Consider the following 16,636-nt stretch of genomic DNA (forward strand, 5'->3'; position numbering starts at 1 on the left):
GGCAGGCTTCACAGGATATTTTTCTGCATGAGTACTCTGTATACCCGCCGAACCCTCCTGCAAGGCATGGGCCTGTTGAGCCTGGGCCTGCTCGCCGGCTGCGATGGCAGCAGCAAGCTGTCGTTCAAGTACGGCAAGGACCTCAGCGACAAGATCATGGGGCGTAACTTCAAGCTCAAGGACACCCAGGGCGAAACCCGCATGCTGGGCAGCTATCGCGGCATGATGCCGATGATTTTCTTCGGTTTCACCCAATGCCCGGCCGTCTGCCCGACCACCTTGGCCCGCGCCGCCCAGGCGAAGAAACTGATGGGCCGCGACGGCGAAAGACTGCAGGTGATCTTCATCACCCTGGACCCCGAACGCGACACCCCCGAACTGCTCGACAAATACGTCAAGGCCTTCGACCCGAGTTTTGAAGCGCTGTACGGCACCCTCGAAGAAACCGCCGCCACCGCCAAGGAGTTCGGTGTGTTCTTTGAAAAGGTCCCGAGCGGCGATACCTATACCCTCTCCCATACCGCGACCAGTTTTGTCTTCGACTCCCGGGGCAACCTGCGCCTGGGCTTGTCCACGTCCCTGACGGCAAAAGAGTGCGCAGAAGACCTGCTCACCGTGATGGAGGTTTGCTGAATGAATGCCCCACTGGCAAAAAACCGCTTTGCGCAACGCTGCAAGCAACTGGCGCTGAGCCTTTCCCTGATCGGCATGAGCTGGCAAGTGTTGGCGCAAACTCAAATCGAGGATGCCTGGGTGCGTGCAACAGTCGCCGGTCAGCCTTCGAGCGGCGCCTTCATGACGCTCACCGCCAGCGAAGACAGCAAGCTGCTGAGCGTGCAATCGCCCGTGGCGAAAACCGTGCAGATTCACCAGTCGAGCATGCAGGACGACGTGATGAAGATGCAGCAGGTGCAATCCGTGGCGCTGCCGGCGGGCAAGCCGGTGAGTTTTGATCCCCACGGCTATCACATCATGCTGATGAACCTGACCGCGCAGATCAAAGAAGGCGACAAGGTACCGCTGACCCTGACCGTGGAAAATGCCAAGGGCGAGAAAGAGTCGATTCAGGTGGAGGCCGTCGCAAAGGCGCTCGCCACGATGGATCACAGCAAGATGAGCCATGATCACAGCAAGATGAACTGATATTCCCACACATAAAAAATCGTCCGAAGGCTGGGGCCGAGTTCGGACGATCTTTTAATCCTGACGTTTAGAAATCCACAGTCGCCGACAACTCCAACGTCCGCCACTCGACCTCGGTTTCATTTCGGCTCAGACCAGCTTGACCACCGTATTGATGTTATTGCGGGTGGCTTTGGAGTAAGGGCAGTACTGATGCCCGGTGTCGACGAGCTTCTGCGCCGTCTCGCGATCCAGCCCTGGCAGACTCACGTTGAGCCGGGCCTGCAGGAGATAGCCACCTTCATTGGTGCCCAGATCGACTTCGGTATCAACGGCCACGTCCTTGGGCATTGCAACCTTCATTTCCTTGGCGGCGACTCCCATGGCGCCGATGAAACAGGCAGACCAGCCGGCGGCGAACAGTTGCTCGGGATTGGTGCCGCCACCGCCCGCGCCGGGGGACGACAGTTTCACGTCAAGGATGCCGTCAGAGCTGCGCGACGCGCCGTCCCGGCCTCCCGTGGTATGGGTTTTTGCGGTGTACAGTACTTTGTCGATCTGATTCATGACGACCTCCTGTTGAATGGAAGAAAACCGGATCTTCAATAATAGTCGTCACCCATCCACGCCGAGGCCCAACCGACAGGCGCCGTGCCCCGGTTATTTCCGCGCCAGCTTGTACTTGAGGCAGTCTTGATAAAAACCCTGGCGGATCGCCTCCGGTTTCAACCGCGAGGCGCTGTCATAGGTTTGCTCGGTAATGCCCATTGCCATCATGCGCATCCAGCTGCGGGAGAACTTGTAGGCCTGGATTTTCTGCCGCGCAGCATACAGTGAAACCCCCGAGAGCTTGAGTTCCTGTGCCCTGGCGGCAGTACCCGCACCCCAACTGCACTGGTAGCGGTCGCCATCCTTCAAATCCCTGCCGTGGGCAGCGCCTGCCGTTGCCACCATTGCCAGAGAAACCAACGCGATCCCTGTATTACGCATCGCTAATCCTTAACCATTTGAAAATAAAATGATTTTCGCGAATTACAGAGCAGCGCGGGGCCAGTATAGTGCCCTACCGTTCGTCGGACTGACCTGAGTCAAATCTATGACGGTCATTTCTTGCGACATTCCAAACCTTTGCTATAGATAACACACACTCTCAGCAACCAATGAGGCATCTGAATGTCAGTCGCGAAGAAAATGACAGTGGGGCAACTGACAATGTTGACTGCCGTCAACATGTTGGGCTCAGGCATCATTCTGTTGCCAACGAAACTTGCCGAAGTGGGCGGAATCTCGATTCTTTCCTGGCTGATCACAGCCACCGGCTCCCTGGCACTGGCTTATGCCTTTGCCCGTTGCGGGATGCTCAGTCGCAAGACTGGCGGCATGGGCGGTTATGCCGAATACACCTTCGGTAAAGCCGGTAACTACATCACCAACTACACCTATGGCCTGTCGCTGTTGATTGCCAACGTGGCAATCAGTATTACCGCGGTCGGCTACATACAGGTGTTGCTCGACGTCAAACTCGATCCGCTGCAAGTCGGTCTGGCGACCATTGCCTTGCTATGGATCACCACCTTCGCCAACTTCGGCGGCGCGAATATCACCGGTCGCATCGGCGCGGTCACCGTCTGGGGTGTAATTGCCCCGGTGGTGCTGGTATCCACCATCGGCTGGTTCTGGTTCGACAGCAGCGTCTATGCGGCCGGCTGGAACCCGCACAACATGGGCATGCTCGAAGCCGCAGGCGCCTCGGTGGCGATTACCCTGTGGGCCTTCCTTGGCCTGGAATCGGCGTGCGCCAACACCGACGCGGTGGAAAACCCGGAGCGCAACGTACCCATCGCGGTACTGGGCGGCACCCTGGGCGCGGCAGTGATCTACATCGTCTCCACCAACGTCATCGCCGGCATCATCGACAACCCGGAACTGGCCGCCTCTACCGCACCGTTCGGGCTGGTCTTCGCCAAGATGTTCAACCCCATGATCGGCAACATCGTGATGGCCGCAATGGTCCTCGCCTGCGTCGGCTCGTTGCTGGGCTGGCAGTTCACCATTGCCCAGGTCTACAAAAGCTCGGCTGACACCGGTTACTTCATTCCGATCTTCGCCAAGGCCAACAAGGCCGGGACACCGATTATCGGCATGCTGGTGCTGCTGGCGGCACAGACTGCGCTGGCCTTGCTCACCATCAGTCCTGACCTGAGCAAACAGTTCGACACCCTGGTCAACCTCGCGGTGGTCACCAACCTGGTGCCGTACATCCTCTCGATGGCCGCAATCATGACCATGCAAAAAGTCTCCAACGTGCCGCAAAGCAAGGCCCTGGCGACCAACATCATTGCGCTCGTCGCGGCGGCCTACAGCTACCTGGCGCTCTACAGTTCCGGCGCACAGGCAGTAATGCTGGGCGGCGCGGCGACCATTTTCGGCTACACCATGTTCGGCTTCGTCAACAACCGCCTGATTCGCCTCGAAGCTCTCAACAACAGCGTACCGACGCAAACCGTCAGCGCGCAGCACCTCACTGGTGAGCCAGTGCCGGTCAATAACCTGAATAAATCCACTTTGGAGGTTCAATCATGACGGACTATAAACATTCCCTCGGGATGCTCGCGCTGCTGGCCAGCCCCCCACCGGATAAACGTACGGTGTTCGGCCGCGCTCTGGATCAGTTGGTTCACGATCTCGAAGGACGAGGCGTCAGTGTTCTGGCGTCGGAAAGCCTCAAGGACACTGCGTCGATCCTGCGCACAGACACTGCAGTGCAATGCTTGCTGATCCACTGGGAAATGGACGAAAGCAAAGACCACGAAGACTGCATCAAACTGCTGGTCAAGCTGCGTGAGCGCAACACCCGGGTGCCGGTGTTCCTGATCAGCGACCGGACCACTGCGTCGAGCATTCCACTGCTGGTCATGCAACACGCCGACGACTTCATCTGGTTGCCCGAGGACACCTCGCGCTTCCTCAGCGGGCGCATCCTCGCGGCCATCGAACGCTATCGCCAGGCCGCACTGCCGCCGATGTTCGGTGCGCTGGTGAAATTTGCCCGCACCTATGAATACTCCTGGCACACCCCCGGCCATGCCGGCGGTACGGCGTTTTTGAAGAGCACCGCCGGGCGGGCCTTCTACGAGTTCTTCGGGGAAAACCTGCTGCGTTCCGACCTGTCGATTTCCGTTGGCGAACTCGGCTCGCTGCTCGACCATAGCGGCCCCATCGGCCAGGGCGAGCGTTATGCCGCCAAGGTCTTCGGCGCGCACCGCACCTACTACGTGACCAACGGCTCGTCGATGTCCAACCGCGTCATCCTCATGGCCAGCGTTACGCGCAACCAGATCGCCCTGTGCGACCGTAACTGCCACAAGTCCGCCGAACATGCGATGACCCTGTCCGGGGCCCTGCCGACCTACCTGGTGCCTACCCGCAACCGCTACGGCATCATCGGCCCGATCCTGCCGCAAACCCTTAGCGCCGCAGGCGTGAAGGCGGCAATTGCGAGCAACCCGCTGGTCAAGGAAGGCATCGACCCGACTCCGGTGCACGCGATCGTTACTAACTCCACCTACGACGGCCTGACCTACAACGTCACCCGCGTCGAAGAGTTGCTGGGCGAAAGCGTCGACCGCCTGCATTTTGACGAAGCCTGGTACGGCTATGCGCGTTTCAACCCGCTGTACGCCGGGCGCCACGCCATGCACGGCAACCCTGAAGATCACGACGAATCGAAACCGACCGTGTTCGCTACCCAGTCGACCCACAAGTTGCTGGCCGCCCTGTCCCAAGCGTCGATGATTCACGTGCGCAACGGCCGCAACCCGATCGAACACGCGCGCTTCAACGAATCGTACATGATGCATGCCTCGACCTCGCCGAACTACGCGATCATGGCGTCCTGCGACGTCAGCTCGGCGATGATGGAGGCGCCGAGCGGGCAAATCCTCACGACCGAGTCGATCGAAGAAGCCATCAGCTTCCGCCAGGTCCTCTCGCGCATGCACAACGAGATGCAGAGCAAGGATGACTGGTTCTTCACCTGCTGGCAGCCGCCGACCGTGAAGGTCGGAGCCACCACCGTGCCGTTCCATGAAGTCGACCCGGTGCAGCTCAAAACCGACCAAAATTGCTGGGTACTGCATCCCAACGAGGTTTGGCACGGCTTCGGCGACATCGAAGACGGCTATTGCATGCTCGACCCGATCAAGGTCTCGGTACTCAGCCCGGGCATGGGCGACGACGGCAACCTGCTGGCCAGCGGTATTCCGGCTTGCGTCATCACCGCCTACCTGAGCCGCCAGGGCATAGTCGTGGAGAAAACCACCGACTTCACCATCCTGTTCCTGTTCTCCATCGGTATCACCAAAGGCAAGTGGGGCACGCTGCTCAACGCCCTGCTGGACTTCAAGCGTGACTACGACGACAACGCCGACCTCGAGCTGTGCCTGCCCGACCTGTACAGCGCCAACCAGCAACGCTATGGCGGCATGGGCCTCAAGGACCTGGCCGACGAAATCTTCGCCGCCATGAAGAAACACAAGACCACCTACAACATGTCCCAGGCCTTCGGCACCCTGCCCAAAGCCGAGTTCAGCCCAGTGGAGGCCTACGAAAAACTGGTGCGCAACGAGATTGAACTGGTGACACTCGACCAGGCCGCCGGACGCCTCGCAGCGACCGGTATCGTGCCCTACCCGCCAGGCATCCCGCTGCTCATGCCGGGCGAGAACGCAGGCCCTGCGGACGGGCCGTTGCTGGCCTACCTCAAGGCCCTGGAAGCCTTCGACACCTCCTTCCCGGGCTTCACCCACGACACCCACGGGATTGAAGTCGAGGATGGCGTGTACCGGATGCTGGTCCTGAAATAAGGTAACAAGTTTCACCGCAAGCCCGCTCCCACACTTGATCTCCTTCAGTCAAAACCCTATGGGCAAAATCAATCACAGCGCTCTATGATTGAACCCCATGACCACCGCCATTCCTCTTCGCCAACCCTGCCCACCCGGCGCCTGCGACTGCGGGCGTGACCCGCTGCTGGACACACCGGGGGCGGACCTGCGCATCCTGTTTCTAACCCGCGCCGAAGAAAAACGCCTGATCGAGCGCCTGGAAAACCTGCAAAGCCTGAGCGACCTCGAACACCTGCAACGACGCATGTTCGAGCAACTGGGCATACGCGTTAACATCGCCCCCGGTTTCAACGAAGTACGGACCATGCGCGGCATCGGCATCAACATCGCCGAACTGCCCGGCCTGTGCCGCAAGACCCGCGCGGCCATCCCCGCCGCCATCCGCCGGGCCATGGAAAACCGACCGCAAATCGCTTACGAACTGCTCAATGCCAACGACCTGTTGCGCGATGCATAGCGGCCATGCTCCAGTGTGCAGGATTTCCCATTGCCCAAGCCGGCGCTCAGGTGTTCGATAGAAAAATGGCGACTGCAAAAAGATCTCACCATGGTTATTTTTGTCCCATTGACCGACCGACCAATGCGCCGCGGCTGGCAGCCACCCGCTGGCAAGAAACGCTTATGGAGGCAAGGGGGCCGGCTCGCTACCTTGATTTGATCAAATGATTACTGGCGATATTGTCCGTGCTATCTACGCTCATCACGGGGGACCGCACTTTTGCATTGCGGTCGTAAATGACTCTGGCGGTTTACGATTTCATGTCATTAAGGGCACTAAAATCTGTGGACCGCTCGACAATGCCTTGATTCCAGCTATAAACGGAAACATGATCTGGCTATTCTGATGCCCTGACAGCACATAAAAAAAAAAACGATTTTAACCATGGAGTAAACGGCACTATGAACCCATCCCGAAAACTGCTTGTCGGCGCCGCACTGGCCGCTCTGATGCTTGGCGGCTGCACCTCGAAAGTCACTGAACGGGAGCAGTACTCCGGCTTCCTGCCCAACTACAACAACCTGCAGGAAGTCGAAACGCCGAGCGGCGGGACGGCCATGCGCTGGGTCAGCCCATCGTGGAACCCCAATGCCTATGACACGGTGGTGTTCAACAAGCTGGAACTGTATCCGGCGCCCAAGCCCGATGAGCGAGTCAATCAGCAGACGCTCAGCGAAATCCAGAACTACATGAGCAGCAAGGCCAAAAACACCCTGGGTCAGAAATACCGCGTAGTCCCCACCACCGCAACGGCGGGCTCCAAGCCCTTGATCATGCGTGCGGCGATCACCGGGGTGAGTGCCGAGACCGAAGGCATGAAGTGGTATGAAGTGGTGCCTGTCGCGGCAGTAGTGGGTAGCGTGACTGCAGTCAGCGGCCATCGTGACCAGGACACCACCCTGTTCCTCGAAGCCGAATTTATCGACGCCAAGACCAACCAGACCGTGGCCAAGGTGGTACGCAAGGTCTTCGGCAGCACCCTGGAAAACTCCAGCGAGAAGATCACCGCCAAGGACTTCAAGGTAGCCATCGACAAGCTGGGTACCGACTTCCAGGCGTTTATCAAGTAACCGATGACCTTGTGCAGGAGCTGCCGCAGGCTGCTCCTGCACGGGAGCGTGTTTTCAGGTTTTTTTCATCCCGATGCGCTTGCGCATTTCGGCTGTGATCGACTGCCGGGTTTTCGCCAGCCCCGCCCAAGGTTCATCACCGACTTCGGCCAGGCGTTCATGCACGTTGTGCACATTCCACTGATTGCCACCCTTGAGTTCAGCCACTTCCTCACGAAACACCGGCACTGACACCGGCAACCCTTCGCGGGTTCGCACGGCGTAGGCGCAGATGGTGGTCGCGCCCAGTCCGTTGCGCAGGTAATCGATAAAGATCCGTCCCACCCGGTTTTTCGGGCCCGATACCGCAGAAAATCGCTCCGGCAACAATTTGGCCATGTGGCTGACAATGGCGTGGCTGAAATCCTTGACCTCATCCCAACCGAGTTTGCGGGTCAGTGGCACCACGATGTGAATACCCTTGCCGCCGCTGGTTTTCAGAAACGCCTTGAGCCCCAGTTCATCCAGAACCGACAGCGTCAGCTGCGTCGCTTCGACCATGCTTTTCCATGGCAGCGCCGGGTCCGGGTCGAGGTCGAGCACGAAGCGATCCGGCTTGTCGAGTTTGTCCGCTGTGGCGTTCCAGGTGTGCAACTCCACGGTGCTCATCTGTACCGCGCCGATCAGGGCTTCGGCGTTGTTGATGACCATCATCGGCTGGCCGGTGAGTTTCTGGTCCAGGGTGGTGATGCCGGGGATCGCCAGGCGTTCGGCATTTTTCTGGAAGAACAGCTCACCGGCGATGCCGTCCGGCGCGCGTACCAGCGCCACCGGGCGATCCTTGAGCTCAGGCAGAATCCATTCGGCGACGCTGGCGTAATACTGCGCCAGTTGCACTTTGGTGGTGCCGCTGCTGGCGTCAATCACCCGGTCCGGATGCGTAATTCGCACCTGGTCCTTGCCCAAGCCGATTTGTGACGGCGCCGGTTCGGTTTTCTTTGGCGTGGCCGCCGGCTTTTCGGTGGCGCTTTTTTTCATGGAGGAAGTTTTAGCAGAGGAAGTTTTCACGACTTTCGCACGCTCCTCGGTAATGTCTTCGGCGGGTTTGTCATCGCGCAGCCCATGGAATACCGCATGGCGCACCGAGCCATCCTTGGTCATTTCGGCGAAGGCCACTTCCGCCAGCAATACGGGCTTGAGCCAGTGCACATCCTTGGCCTCGAAGCCACTCGGTGGATTGACCACCGCAGGCTTTTTCGTCTGCAACGGTTTTAACTGCTTATGAATGTTCTTGAGTGTCGCTTCGTTGAAGCCGGTGCCCACCTTGCCGGCGTAGCGCAGCTCGCCACTGTCGCGATCATGCAGCCCGAGCAGCAAAGCACCGAAGGCGCTGCGCGAACCTTTCGGATCGGTAAAGCCGACAATGACGAATTCCTGCCGATGCTTGCACTTGAGTTTGATCCAGTCGCTGCTGCGCCGTGACACATACGCCGACCCCAGGCGCTTGCCGATCAGCCCTTCCATGCGCATCTGACAGGCACTGTTGAGCAAGGCTTGCGGCTCTTCGGCAAATGACTCGGAGAAGCGCAGCAGCGGGTTATCACCGGGCTTGAGCACGGTGGACAGCGCGGCGCGGCGTTCTTCCACCGGCACTTCGCGCAGGTCGACGCCATTGAGATACGGCAGGTCAAACAGGTAGTAGACGATATTGGCACTGTTATCCGAGTCGAAGGCATTTTGCAGGGCCTGGAAATCCGGCACGCCGTGCTCGTCCGCGACCACCATTTCACCGTCAAGCCAGGCCGACTCGAGGCCCAGCGCGGCCAACGCCTGGGCCTGTTTGGGGAGTTTGTGGGTCCAGTCGTGACCATTTCGCGTGATGAGTTTCACTTCGTCGTGGTCGATACGCGCCATGATCCGGTAACCGTCGAACTTGATTTCGTAGCTCCAGGCGCCATCCGGGACTTTTTCCACCAGGGTCGCCAGCTGCGGTTTGAGCGATTGCGGCAATGCGGCTTTGTGGGCACCGGTCAACTGTGGTGACTTTTCCTGGCGGGCGCTGGCCTTGGGCTTTTTGACCGGTTTGGGTTTGTCTGCCGGTTTTGTCTGTTTGGCGATGATGCTGCGATCACTGAGCACGCTGTCGGGTTCGGCCACCAGTACGTCGTACTCGGTTTGCGGCCGGGCGGCCGCGTCCTGGTGCTTGATCAGGAACCATTGTTCCTTTTTACCCGGCATGTGCGTGCGCACCAGGTTCCACAGGCCACTGAGCTTCTCGCCCTGCAATTCAAACTTGAGCCGGCCCTTGGCGTATGCCTGCTCGCCATCGTCCTGGGGAATCCACACGCCACGGTCCCACACGATCACATCACCGGCGCCGTAATGCCCTTCGGGAATACTGCCCTCGAAGGTCGCGTACTCCAGCGGATGGTCTTCAACATGGATCGCCAGGCGCTTGACCTTGGGGTCCAGGGACGGGCCTTTGGGCACTGCCCAACTCTTCAGCGCGCCGTCGAGCTCCAGGCGAAAGTCATAGTGCAGATGCGAGGCGTCATGCTTTTGAATGCAAAACTGCAAACCGTGGGCCTGGGCGGTTTTCTTGCGCGTGCGCTTGTCGGCGGCGGGCTCTGAAGTCGCCGAGAAGTCACGCATGCGGTTGTAGTCATCCAGGTTTCGGGCCATGGTTCACCTGCTGCTAGCGTCGGGCGTCGAAGTCGAACGCCCCTGACTAAGCAGAGCAAACCTGCGCCAGGATAATTCCATCAGCGTTGAAATCGCCCGGACAGACGGGACCGCGAAGCAACGGCGCCCTAATCAAGCTGCAGCACAATGCGATCAAACAACACCGCCCCTGGCCTGTTGCTCCAGGTGCACTTGCAATTCGGGGTCGATCTGCAATGCCGCCGCCAGCTCGTCCAGATAATTGCGCTCGGCGTCCTGTTGGTCGTCCACCAGCATCACACTGGCCAGGTACATTTCCGAGGCCATGGCCGGGTCTGTCGCCGACTGCGCCACCTCAACCGGATCCAGTGGTTTGGCGACTTCATCGTCTAGCCACTGCTGCAATTGCGGGTCGTCGGTGTGGCGGCCGATTTCGCGGCTGATCATCAGCTTTTCTGTGTCGTCAATGCGCCCATCGGCCTTGGCCGCCGCAATCAACGCGCGCAGGATCGCATGGCTGTGCTCCTCGACTTCGGGACCTGCTAGCAAGTCCACCGTGCGCGGTGTCTCTTGCGGAGCCGATGCCTGACTGCGCTGCCAGGCCTGGTACGCCTGAAACGCCATCATCCCGAGGGAAGCGAGCGCGGCATAATTGGCGCCGCTGCCAGATCGGGTTTGCGCCGGGCCGCCCATGGGTGCGCCGCCCCTCGATGAACCACCACCCAGCAGTCCGCCAAGCAAACCGCCCAATCCAGCGCCACCGGCCCCGGCACCACCGCCCAACAAGCCGCCGAGCAATCCGCCCAGGTCGCCGAGCCCGCCTTGCGCCGCTGCGCCACCGCCGCCTTGCTGCGTCATCGAGCCTTGGCCGGCCCGCAGTAATTGTTCGAGCAGATCGCTGGTGTTCATGACGATGTCCTCATCAAAGGGATTGGTCCGGTCAGACAACCATAGACCTCACCGGCACATGTGCCACCTCCGTTTGGCTGACGCGCAGACGCGGCTAATTCGCGGTCGCTGGCTGCGAAGCCAGGATTCACAGGTGGTGAACCTTATCCCCGGATGTCCGGTCGATACCTGCAACCCCTCCCGGCTCTATACCGCCCCCGCTACCGGAGTGTTGACCGGCTTGCTTGATTTTCTGGAGACCGCCCGCGTGATTTCGACTCTACACATCGCCAGGCTCAAAGCATGGGGCGCCCATGGTTTTACCGCCACTGGCGTAGTCACCGCCTTCCTGGCCACCCTCGCCCTGCTGGAGAACCAGCCGACCCATTGCCTGCTGTGGCTGGGTGTCGCCCTGATCGTCGACGGGCTGGACGGTGCGCTGGCGCGCAAGGTCAATGTGCAGTCGGTGCTGCCAGGCTTCGATGGTTCGATCCTCGACCTGGTGATTGATTACCTGACCTATGTGTTTATCCCGGCACTGTTCATCTATCGCTACATCCCGTTGCCGGACTACACCCTGCTGTTTAGCGTGTCGCTGATTCTGGTGTCATCGCTATTTTGTTTCTGCAACGTCAACATGAAAAGCCAGGACAACTACTTCCAGGGCTTCCCCGCCGCCTGGAATGTGGTTGCCCTGTGCCTTTACATCATCGCCCCTTCGCCGTGGATCACCTTGGTCACGGTCATCGGTCTGGCCCTGCTGACCCTGACCCGAATGAAATTCCTGCACCCGTTTCGCGTGCGCCGCTTCATGCCGATCAACATCGCAGTCACCGCCGTCTGGCTGCTGTGCAGTTTGTCACTGGTGCTCAATCACCCGGTGATCAATCCGCTGGTAATGGGACTGTGGCTGCTGATGTCGGCGTATTTTCTGGGGATCTGCCTGTGGCGCACGGCGCTGGAGTGGTTCGATGATTCACGGCCGACTTAAGTCCATACCAGTTCGACTTTCCGAGCACCCCCTCCCCTGTAATTGAATGGACTCGCCCAAGCCAAGGCGTCTATGCATGGGTCAGCCAGCACCTTTTCAACTGGACGGCCGTTCCTACAGGGGTTGCCTCAGCGTCGGGTAATCACCACCTCCAGATATTCACTGGGCACCACCACCGACTTATCCCCGGCCCGGTTCAGGCGATTGATCAACTCGGTCAGATCCGCTTCCAGCGCCAGCGCACCTTCGTTGGGCAGCGCGGCGAACGCCTTGTGGATCGGGCCGTACCAGCGGCGGAAGACGTCGATGAAATGGGCCGCCGAGCGATAGCGGAAGTTGAAGGTACGGCGAGTCACCTGGAGCAGGAACTGGCGCTCGTCAAAATGCTCGTGCAGCCAGGCTTCGGTGCCCCACTGCGAAGGCGGCAGGGCCCCTGGCGGGGGTGGCACGTGCCGGCCCAGGGTCTTGAACATCTGCCCAACGAAACCCTCCGGTGTCCAGTTGGCGAGGCCTATCCGCCCGCCGGGCCGGCAGACCCGCGCCAGTTCCGCGGCGGCTTTGGGCTGGTCGGGTGCAAACATTACGCCGAAGGTCGAAAGCACGGCGTCGAAGTGTCCGTCCTCGAACGGCAAGGCTTCGGCGTCGGCTACCTGAAAGGTCACGTGCAGGCGCTCTGCGCGGGCCCGCTCTTCGCCACGTTCGAGCAGGGCGGCCACGTAGTCGGTGGACGTCACATTGCAACCACGGCGCGCCGCGGCCAGTGTCGCGTTACCGTTGCCCGCAGCGACGTCCAGCACCCGTTCGTCGCACAACAGGTCACAGGCTTCGGCCAGTTGCTCGCCGACAATCTGCAAGGTGGTGCCGATCACGGCATAGTCGCCGCTGGCCCAGGAGGCCAGCTGGCGGTTCTTCAAAGCAACAAGGTCAATGGGTGTACTCATGGAAGCGCTCTCTGGTTGGAACCCGGTTTCGATGCGGGTGACTATTCAGCCGTTGTCGGATCGATGACGTTCATGACCTGGGTAATCCGGTTAGCCGGAAAACCGCCCTGCCTGGCGTGTTCCCTGATGAGCGCTTCATTTGGCGAGATGTACACGCAGTACAACTTGTCGCCGGTGACATAACTTTGCAGCCATTGCACCTCTGGAATATCGCGCAATACACGGCATGATTTCTGCGAGACAGCTTTCAAATCCCTTTCCGACAGTGCTCCCGCGCCTGGTATCTCGCGTTCTATGACGAACTTCGGCATGGCAACCTCTCTTGTTCTTATGGATGACAAGGCCGGCAGTGACCCTGTGCGCCAACTATCGCTCCAGCACCCGTTGGCGTCCTGCCCGATCGTCGGCCAGGCCTGTCCGATCGTCCGGAGATTTCGCGTTGCGCCCCGGCGCGCTCACAATCAGTAACCGCCAAACGGGAAATCGCCCATGGACGCCCTGTCACAGACCCTGCGCGTCGTGCATCTGGTCGGCGCGATCTTTATCAATGCCAGGTTCACTGCGCCCTGGTGCTACCAGTCACCCTGCGCCGACACCGCCGCGCCCTTTCTGGAGCCCGGCGCAGAGCGGGTGGTGATTTTCCACTTGATCAGCGAAGGCGGGTGTTACGTCGAACTGGGCGACGCCCCGCCTCTGCTCCTGAGCGCCGGAGATGTGGTGGTGTTTCCCCAGGGCGACGCCCATCGCATGTGCTCCAGGCCGGGATTGCCCCCCGCCACTGGCGCGCGACTGGACGTAGTGCTGGCGCGGCGTCCGCGGCAGTTGAGCTACGGTGGTGGCGGCGCGGTGACGCGCCTGGTATGCGGTTACCTGGCCTGCGACAAGCGACTGGCCGGCATGCTGCTCACGGGTTTGCCGCCGGTGGTGCGGGTCAATTTGCGCGATTCCAGTGCCGGTGTGTGGCTGGAGTCTTCGGTGCGTTATGCCCTGGCCGAAGCCCGTTCACCAAGGCCCGGTGGCGAAGGTGTATTGGCGAAACTGGCCGAAGTGTTGTTCATCGAAGTGCTGCGCCTGTACATGCACGAACACGGCAAGGATCGCACCGGCTGGCTGGCTGCGGTCAGCGACCGGATTGTCGGTGCCGCCCTCAACGCCCTGCATAAAGATCCCGGTCACGCCTGGACGCTGGATGAACTGGCCAGCACCGCTGGCACATCGAGGTCGGTACTGGCCGAGCGCTTCCTGAAACTGGTCGGCAGCCCGCCCATGCAGTACCTGACGCAATGGCGGATGTTGCTCGCCGCCAACCTGTTGCGCAGCAGCAACAGCCCGCTGATACGAATTGCCGAAGAGGTGGGCTATCAGACCGATACGGCATTCAGCCGGGCCTTTCGCCGTGAGTTCGGCGCACCGCCGGCGACGTGGCGCCGGGGTCCGGAGAAAAGTACAATGGCCCACGGACTGGTGAGCCATTGACCGCGCCGGTATTTATGCCGCTTTCGCGCCTGCCCTGGCCTCTTCCAGCAACTGCTGAATCATCATCTCCTGAGCCTCATAACTGCCTTCGCCAAAGTGGCTGTAACGCACCTGCCCCTTGGCATCAATCAGATAGTGGGCAGGCCAGTACTGATTGTCGAAGTTGCGCCAGATCGCATAGTTGTTGTCGATCGCCACCGGATAGGTGATGCCGTATTCCTGCACCTTGGCCTTGACGTTATCGATGATGCGTTCGAAACCGTACTCCGGCGTGTGCACACCGATGACCACCAGGCCGTCCTTCTGGTATTTTTTCGCCCAGTCCTTCACGTAGGGCAAGGTGTGCTTGCAGTTGATGCAGTCGAAGGTCCAGAAATCCACCAGCACCACTTTGCCTTTGAGCGATTCGTTGCTCAGTGCCGGCGAGTTGATCCATTCGACGGCACCCGACAGCGACGGCATCGCACCTTTGCCGTTATCCATGGTGCTGTCGGCCTTGACCTTGCTGACCAGGTAATCGACAACTTTCGGTACGGCTTCCAGTACGCCGTTCTCGACGCTGCTGACACCCTCGGAGGAGGTGTTGGCCAACAGCACGTCATCGGCACCGGTGGAGATCACTGCGGCCCCGGCCAGCACTGCAACGCCAGCACCGCGGCGCAGCCAACCGCTCACCGGAATCGACGGCTTCAAGCGATTGACCAGCCCGCGCCCGGCGAAGATCAGGGTGCCGAGCGACAAGGCACTCCCTGCGCCGTAGGCCACCAGCAACACACTGGTGCCGACATTCGCGCCTTGCAGCATGGCGCTGGTGAGGATGACCCCCAGGATCGGCCCGGCACAGGGTGCCCACAGCAGGCCGGTCGCGACGCCGATCATGATCGAGGACAGTGGGCCGGACACTTTCCGGCTGCCTGGATTGATGCGATTGCCCAGCACCACGAAGGGATGCGCCAGCCAGTCGCCGACCCGGGCGGAAATCAGTGACAGGGCGAACAGCACCATCACGATCAGGGCGACGTGGCGGCCGGTGTTGCTGGCCTTGATCACCCACTCACTGCTGACCACGGCCAGGCTGGAGACCAGGGCGAAAGTGAGGACCATGCCGCCGAGGGTCAGCAGGATCGATGAGCGGGTGCGATGGGCTCCGGCGAACAGAAACGGCACGACCGGGAGGATGCATGGACTGAGGACGGTCAATATGCCGCCCAGGAAAGCGATGAGTAACATGGCGGTTTACCTTTAGATGTGTGGTCAGGCTCAAGATCCACCCCTCACCCTAACCCTCTCCCGAGGGAGAGGGGACTGACCGAGGTGCCTGGGCGAGATACTGCGACCTGAAATATCGAGTCGAACTCGGGCCTTGAAAGCGATGAAGATCGTCTCCCTTTCCCCTCTGGTTAGAAGGGCTGACGCAGGGGCCTGGGCAAGAGACCGTGATCTGAAATATCGAGTCGAACCCCGGCCTTGAAAGCGATAAAGATCGGCTCCCTCTCCCTCGGGAGAGGGCTGGGGTGAGGGGTGGATTGCACCAGCGCCTCAAACTGGCTGGCTCTCCAACAACTGCCCTTGGGTCGTGCGGCTGGAACCATTCTCGGCAACCATCTGCCCCTGCGGTGTACGGCTCGAGCCATCCTCGGCGAGCAATCGATGAGTGCCCTTCCCTGCTACGGTAGTCAGTTGAAAGCAGGTGCTGGCGCCGCAAGCGCTTTGCTCGACGGTGGCGTTGGCATGGGCGGCCGCACCGGCCATGGCGAACGCGACAGCGGTCAGGTAGCGGGTAACCTTGTTCATGATGTTCTTCCTGTTCTAGAGGGAGGGAACCCGGGCTCAGTTATCCGAGTTGCAGTTGTCGGAAAGCTTGCGGTAGTCCAGTACCTGGGTTTTGCTCTGGGAGTCCAGGTAAGTCAGCTGGGCATTCACCACCCCGCAGGAAGGCGCAGCATCCTGGGTCAGCGACACCACTTTCTTGATGTCCAGGTGCGTACCGTAGGTGTAGGGTTTGGCGCTGACATCAGCTTCGGCGCGGGCCGACAAGGTGCAGATGTTCAAAGCGGCAAACAGGCAAGCGGCGTAGATGGCTTTGGTGTTCATGGCGGTTC

The 16,636-nt window shown here is 60.3% G+C and carries 17 protein-coding genes; 8 read left to right on the forward strand and 9 right to left on the reverse strand.

Annotated elements, in window-relative coordinates; all coding sequences use genetic code 11:
• Positions 1-27: 27 nt before the first annotated feature.
• Both KW839_RS02315 and KW839_RS02320 read left to right on the forward strand, forming a co-directional pair.
• Positions 28-633 (forward strand): SCO family protein, encoded by a 606-nt coding sequence (locus KW839_RS02315; RefSeq protein WP_060543641.1) that lies wholly within the window; start codon positions 28-30, stop codon positions 631-633.
• Positions 634-1,143 (forward strand): copper chaperone PCu(A)C, encoded by a 510-nt coding sequence (locus KW839_RS02320; RefSeq protein WP_060543642.1) that lies wholly within the window; start codon positions 634-636, stop codon positions 1,141-1,143.
• Positions 1,144-1,272: 129 nt separating this feature from the next.
• Here the strand turns inward: KW839_RS02320 and KW839_RS02325 are convergent, their stop codons facing one another.
• A complete protein-coding gene (locus KW839_RS02325) occupies positions 1,273-1,689 on the reverse strand; it encodes an organic hydroperoxide resistance protein (RefSeq protein ID WP_060543643.1) in 417 nt (138 codons plus the stop codon).
• 93 nt (positions 1,690-1,782) lie between these two features.
• Positions 1,783-2,076 carry a hypothetical protein gene (locus KW839_RS02330; RefSeq protein WP_371318043.1) on the reverse strand — a complete coding sequence of 98 codons (294 nt, stop codon included), beginning with the start codon at positions 2,074-2,076 and terminating at the stop codon, positions 1,783-1,785.
• Between the two features lie 219 nt (positions 2,077-2,295).
• Here KW839_RS02330 and potE point away from each other — a divergent pair, with 219 nt between their 5' ends.
• From potE to KW839_RS02350, 4 genes are all read left to right on the forward strand, one after another.
• Positions 2,296-3,705: a putrescine-ornithine antiporter gene (potE, locus tag KW839_RS02335; RefSeq protein ID WP_060543645.1), complete on the forward strand. Its 1,410-nt coding sequence runs from the start codon at positions 2,296-2,298 to the stop codon at positions 3,703-3,705.
• Positions 3,702-5,987 carry an Orn/Lys/Arg decarboxylase N-terminal domain-containing protein gene (locus KW839_RS02340; protein ID WP_060543646.1) on the forward strand — a complete coding sequence of 762 codons (2,286 nt, stop codon included), beginning with the start codon at positions 3,702-3,704 and terminating at the stop codon, positions 5,985-5,987. Before potE ends, KW839_RS02340 begins: the two co-directional genes overlap by 4 nt.
• Before the next feature lie 97 nt (positions 5,988-6,084).
• Complete coding sequence (locus KW839_RS02345) at positions 6,085-6,486, forward strand: hypothetical protein (protein WP_060543647.1); 402 nt, start codon at positions 6,085-6,087, stop codon at positions 6,484-6,486.
• Positions 6,487-6,929: 443 nt separating this feature from the next.
• Positions 6,930-7,598 carry a DUF3313 domain-containing protein gene (locus KW839_RS02350; RefSeq protein ID WP_060543648.1) on the forward strand — a complete coding sequence of 223 codons (669 nt, stop codon included), beginning with the start codon at positions 6,930-6,932 and terminating at the stop codon, positions 7,596-7,598.
• Between the two features lie 54 nt (positions 7,599-7,652).
• Here KW839_RS02350 and ligD read toward each other — a convergent pair whose 3' ends face one another.
• Entirely contained in the window at positions 7,653-10,259 is a 2,607-nt protein-coding gene (gene ligD / locus KW839_RS02355) for a DNA ligase D (protein ID WP_218423266.1), read from the reverse strand.
• A 153-nt stretch (positions 10,260-10,412) separates the two neighbouring features.
• Positions 10,413-11,147: a tellurite resistance TerB family protein gene (locus KW839_RS02360; protein WP_060543650.1), complete on the reverse strand. Its 735-nt coding sequence runs from the start codon at positions 11,145-11,147 to the stop codon at positions 10,413-10,415.
• Positions 11,148-11,394: 247 nt separating this feature from the next.
• Between KW839_RS02360 and pcsA the strand changes: the two genes are divergently transcribed.
• The gene (pcsA, locus tag KW839_RS02365; RefSeq protein ID WP_060543866.1) at positions 11,395-12,117 is read left to right on the forward strand and encodes a phosphatidylcholine synthase; all 723 of its coding nucleotides are present in this window, start codon (positions 11,395-11,397) and stop codon (positions 12,115-12,117) included.
• A 128-nt stretch (positions 12,118-12,245) separates the two neighbouring features.
• On the opposite strand, the gene KW839_RS02370 is transcribed toward pcsA, so the two are convergent.
• Both KW839_RS02370 and KW839_RS02375 read right to left on the reverse strand, forming a co-directional pair.
• Positions 12,246-13,058 (reverse strand): class I SAM-dependent methyltransferase, encoded by an 813-nt coding sequence (locus tag KW839_RS02370; RefSeq protein ID WP_218423267.1) that lies wholly within the window; start codon positions 13,056-13,058, stop codon positions 12,246-12,248.
• Between the two features lie 41 nt (positions 13,059-13,099).
• On the reverse strand, positions 13,100-13,369 hold the full coding sequence (locus KW839_RS02375; RefSeq protein ID WP_218423268.1) for a DUF4242 domain-containing protein: 270 nt from the start codon (positions 13,367-13,369) through the stop codon (positions 13,100-13,102).
• A gap of 178 nt (positions 13,370-13,547) precedes the next feature.
• Here KW839_RS02375 and KW839_RS02380 point away from each other — a divergent pair, with 178 nt between their 5' ends.
• Positions 13,548-14,534 (forward strand): AraC family transcriptional regulator, encoded by a 987-nt coding sequence (locus KW839_RS02380; RefSeq protein WP_218423269.1) that lies wholly within the window; start codon positions 13,548-13,550, stop codon positions 14,532-14,534.
• Positions 14,535-14,546: 12 nt separating this feature from the next.
• Here KW839_RS02380 and KW839_RS02385 read toward each other — a convergent pair whose 3' ends face one another.
• The 3 genes from KW839_RS02385 to KW839_RS02395 form a co-directional block, all read right to left on the reverse strand.
• The gene (locus KW839_RS02385) at positions 14,547-15,764 is read right to left on the reverse strand and encodes a cytochrome c biogenesis protein DipZ (protein ID WP_218423270.1); all 1,218 of its coding nucleotides are present in this window, start codon (positions 15,762-15,764) and stop codon (positions 14,547-14,549) included.
• A gap of 309 nt (positions 15,765-16,073) precedes the next feature.
• A complete protein-coding gene (locus tag KW839_RS02390; RefSeq protein WP_218423271.1) occupies positions 16,074-16,328 on the reverse strand; it encodes a hypothetical protein in 255 nt (84 codons plus the stop codon).
• Positions 16,329-16,364: 36 nt separating this feature from the next.
• Entirely contained in the window at positions 16,365-16,628 is a 264-nt protein-coding gene (locus tag KW839_RS02395) for a DUF2790 domain-containing protein (RefSeq protein ID WP_060543655.1), read from the reverse strand.
• Positions 16,629-16,636 lie beyond the last annotated feature (8 nt).

Source organism: Pseudomonas sp. PDM31 (genome assembly GCF_019218965.1).
In the GTDB taxonomy this organism is placed as follows: Bacteria; Pseudomonadota; Gammaproteobacteria; order Pseudomonadales; family Pseudomonadaceae; genus Aquipseudomonas.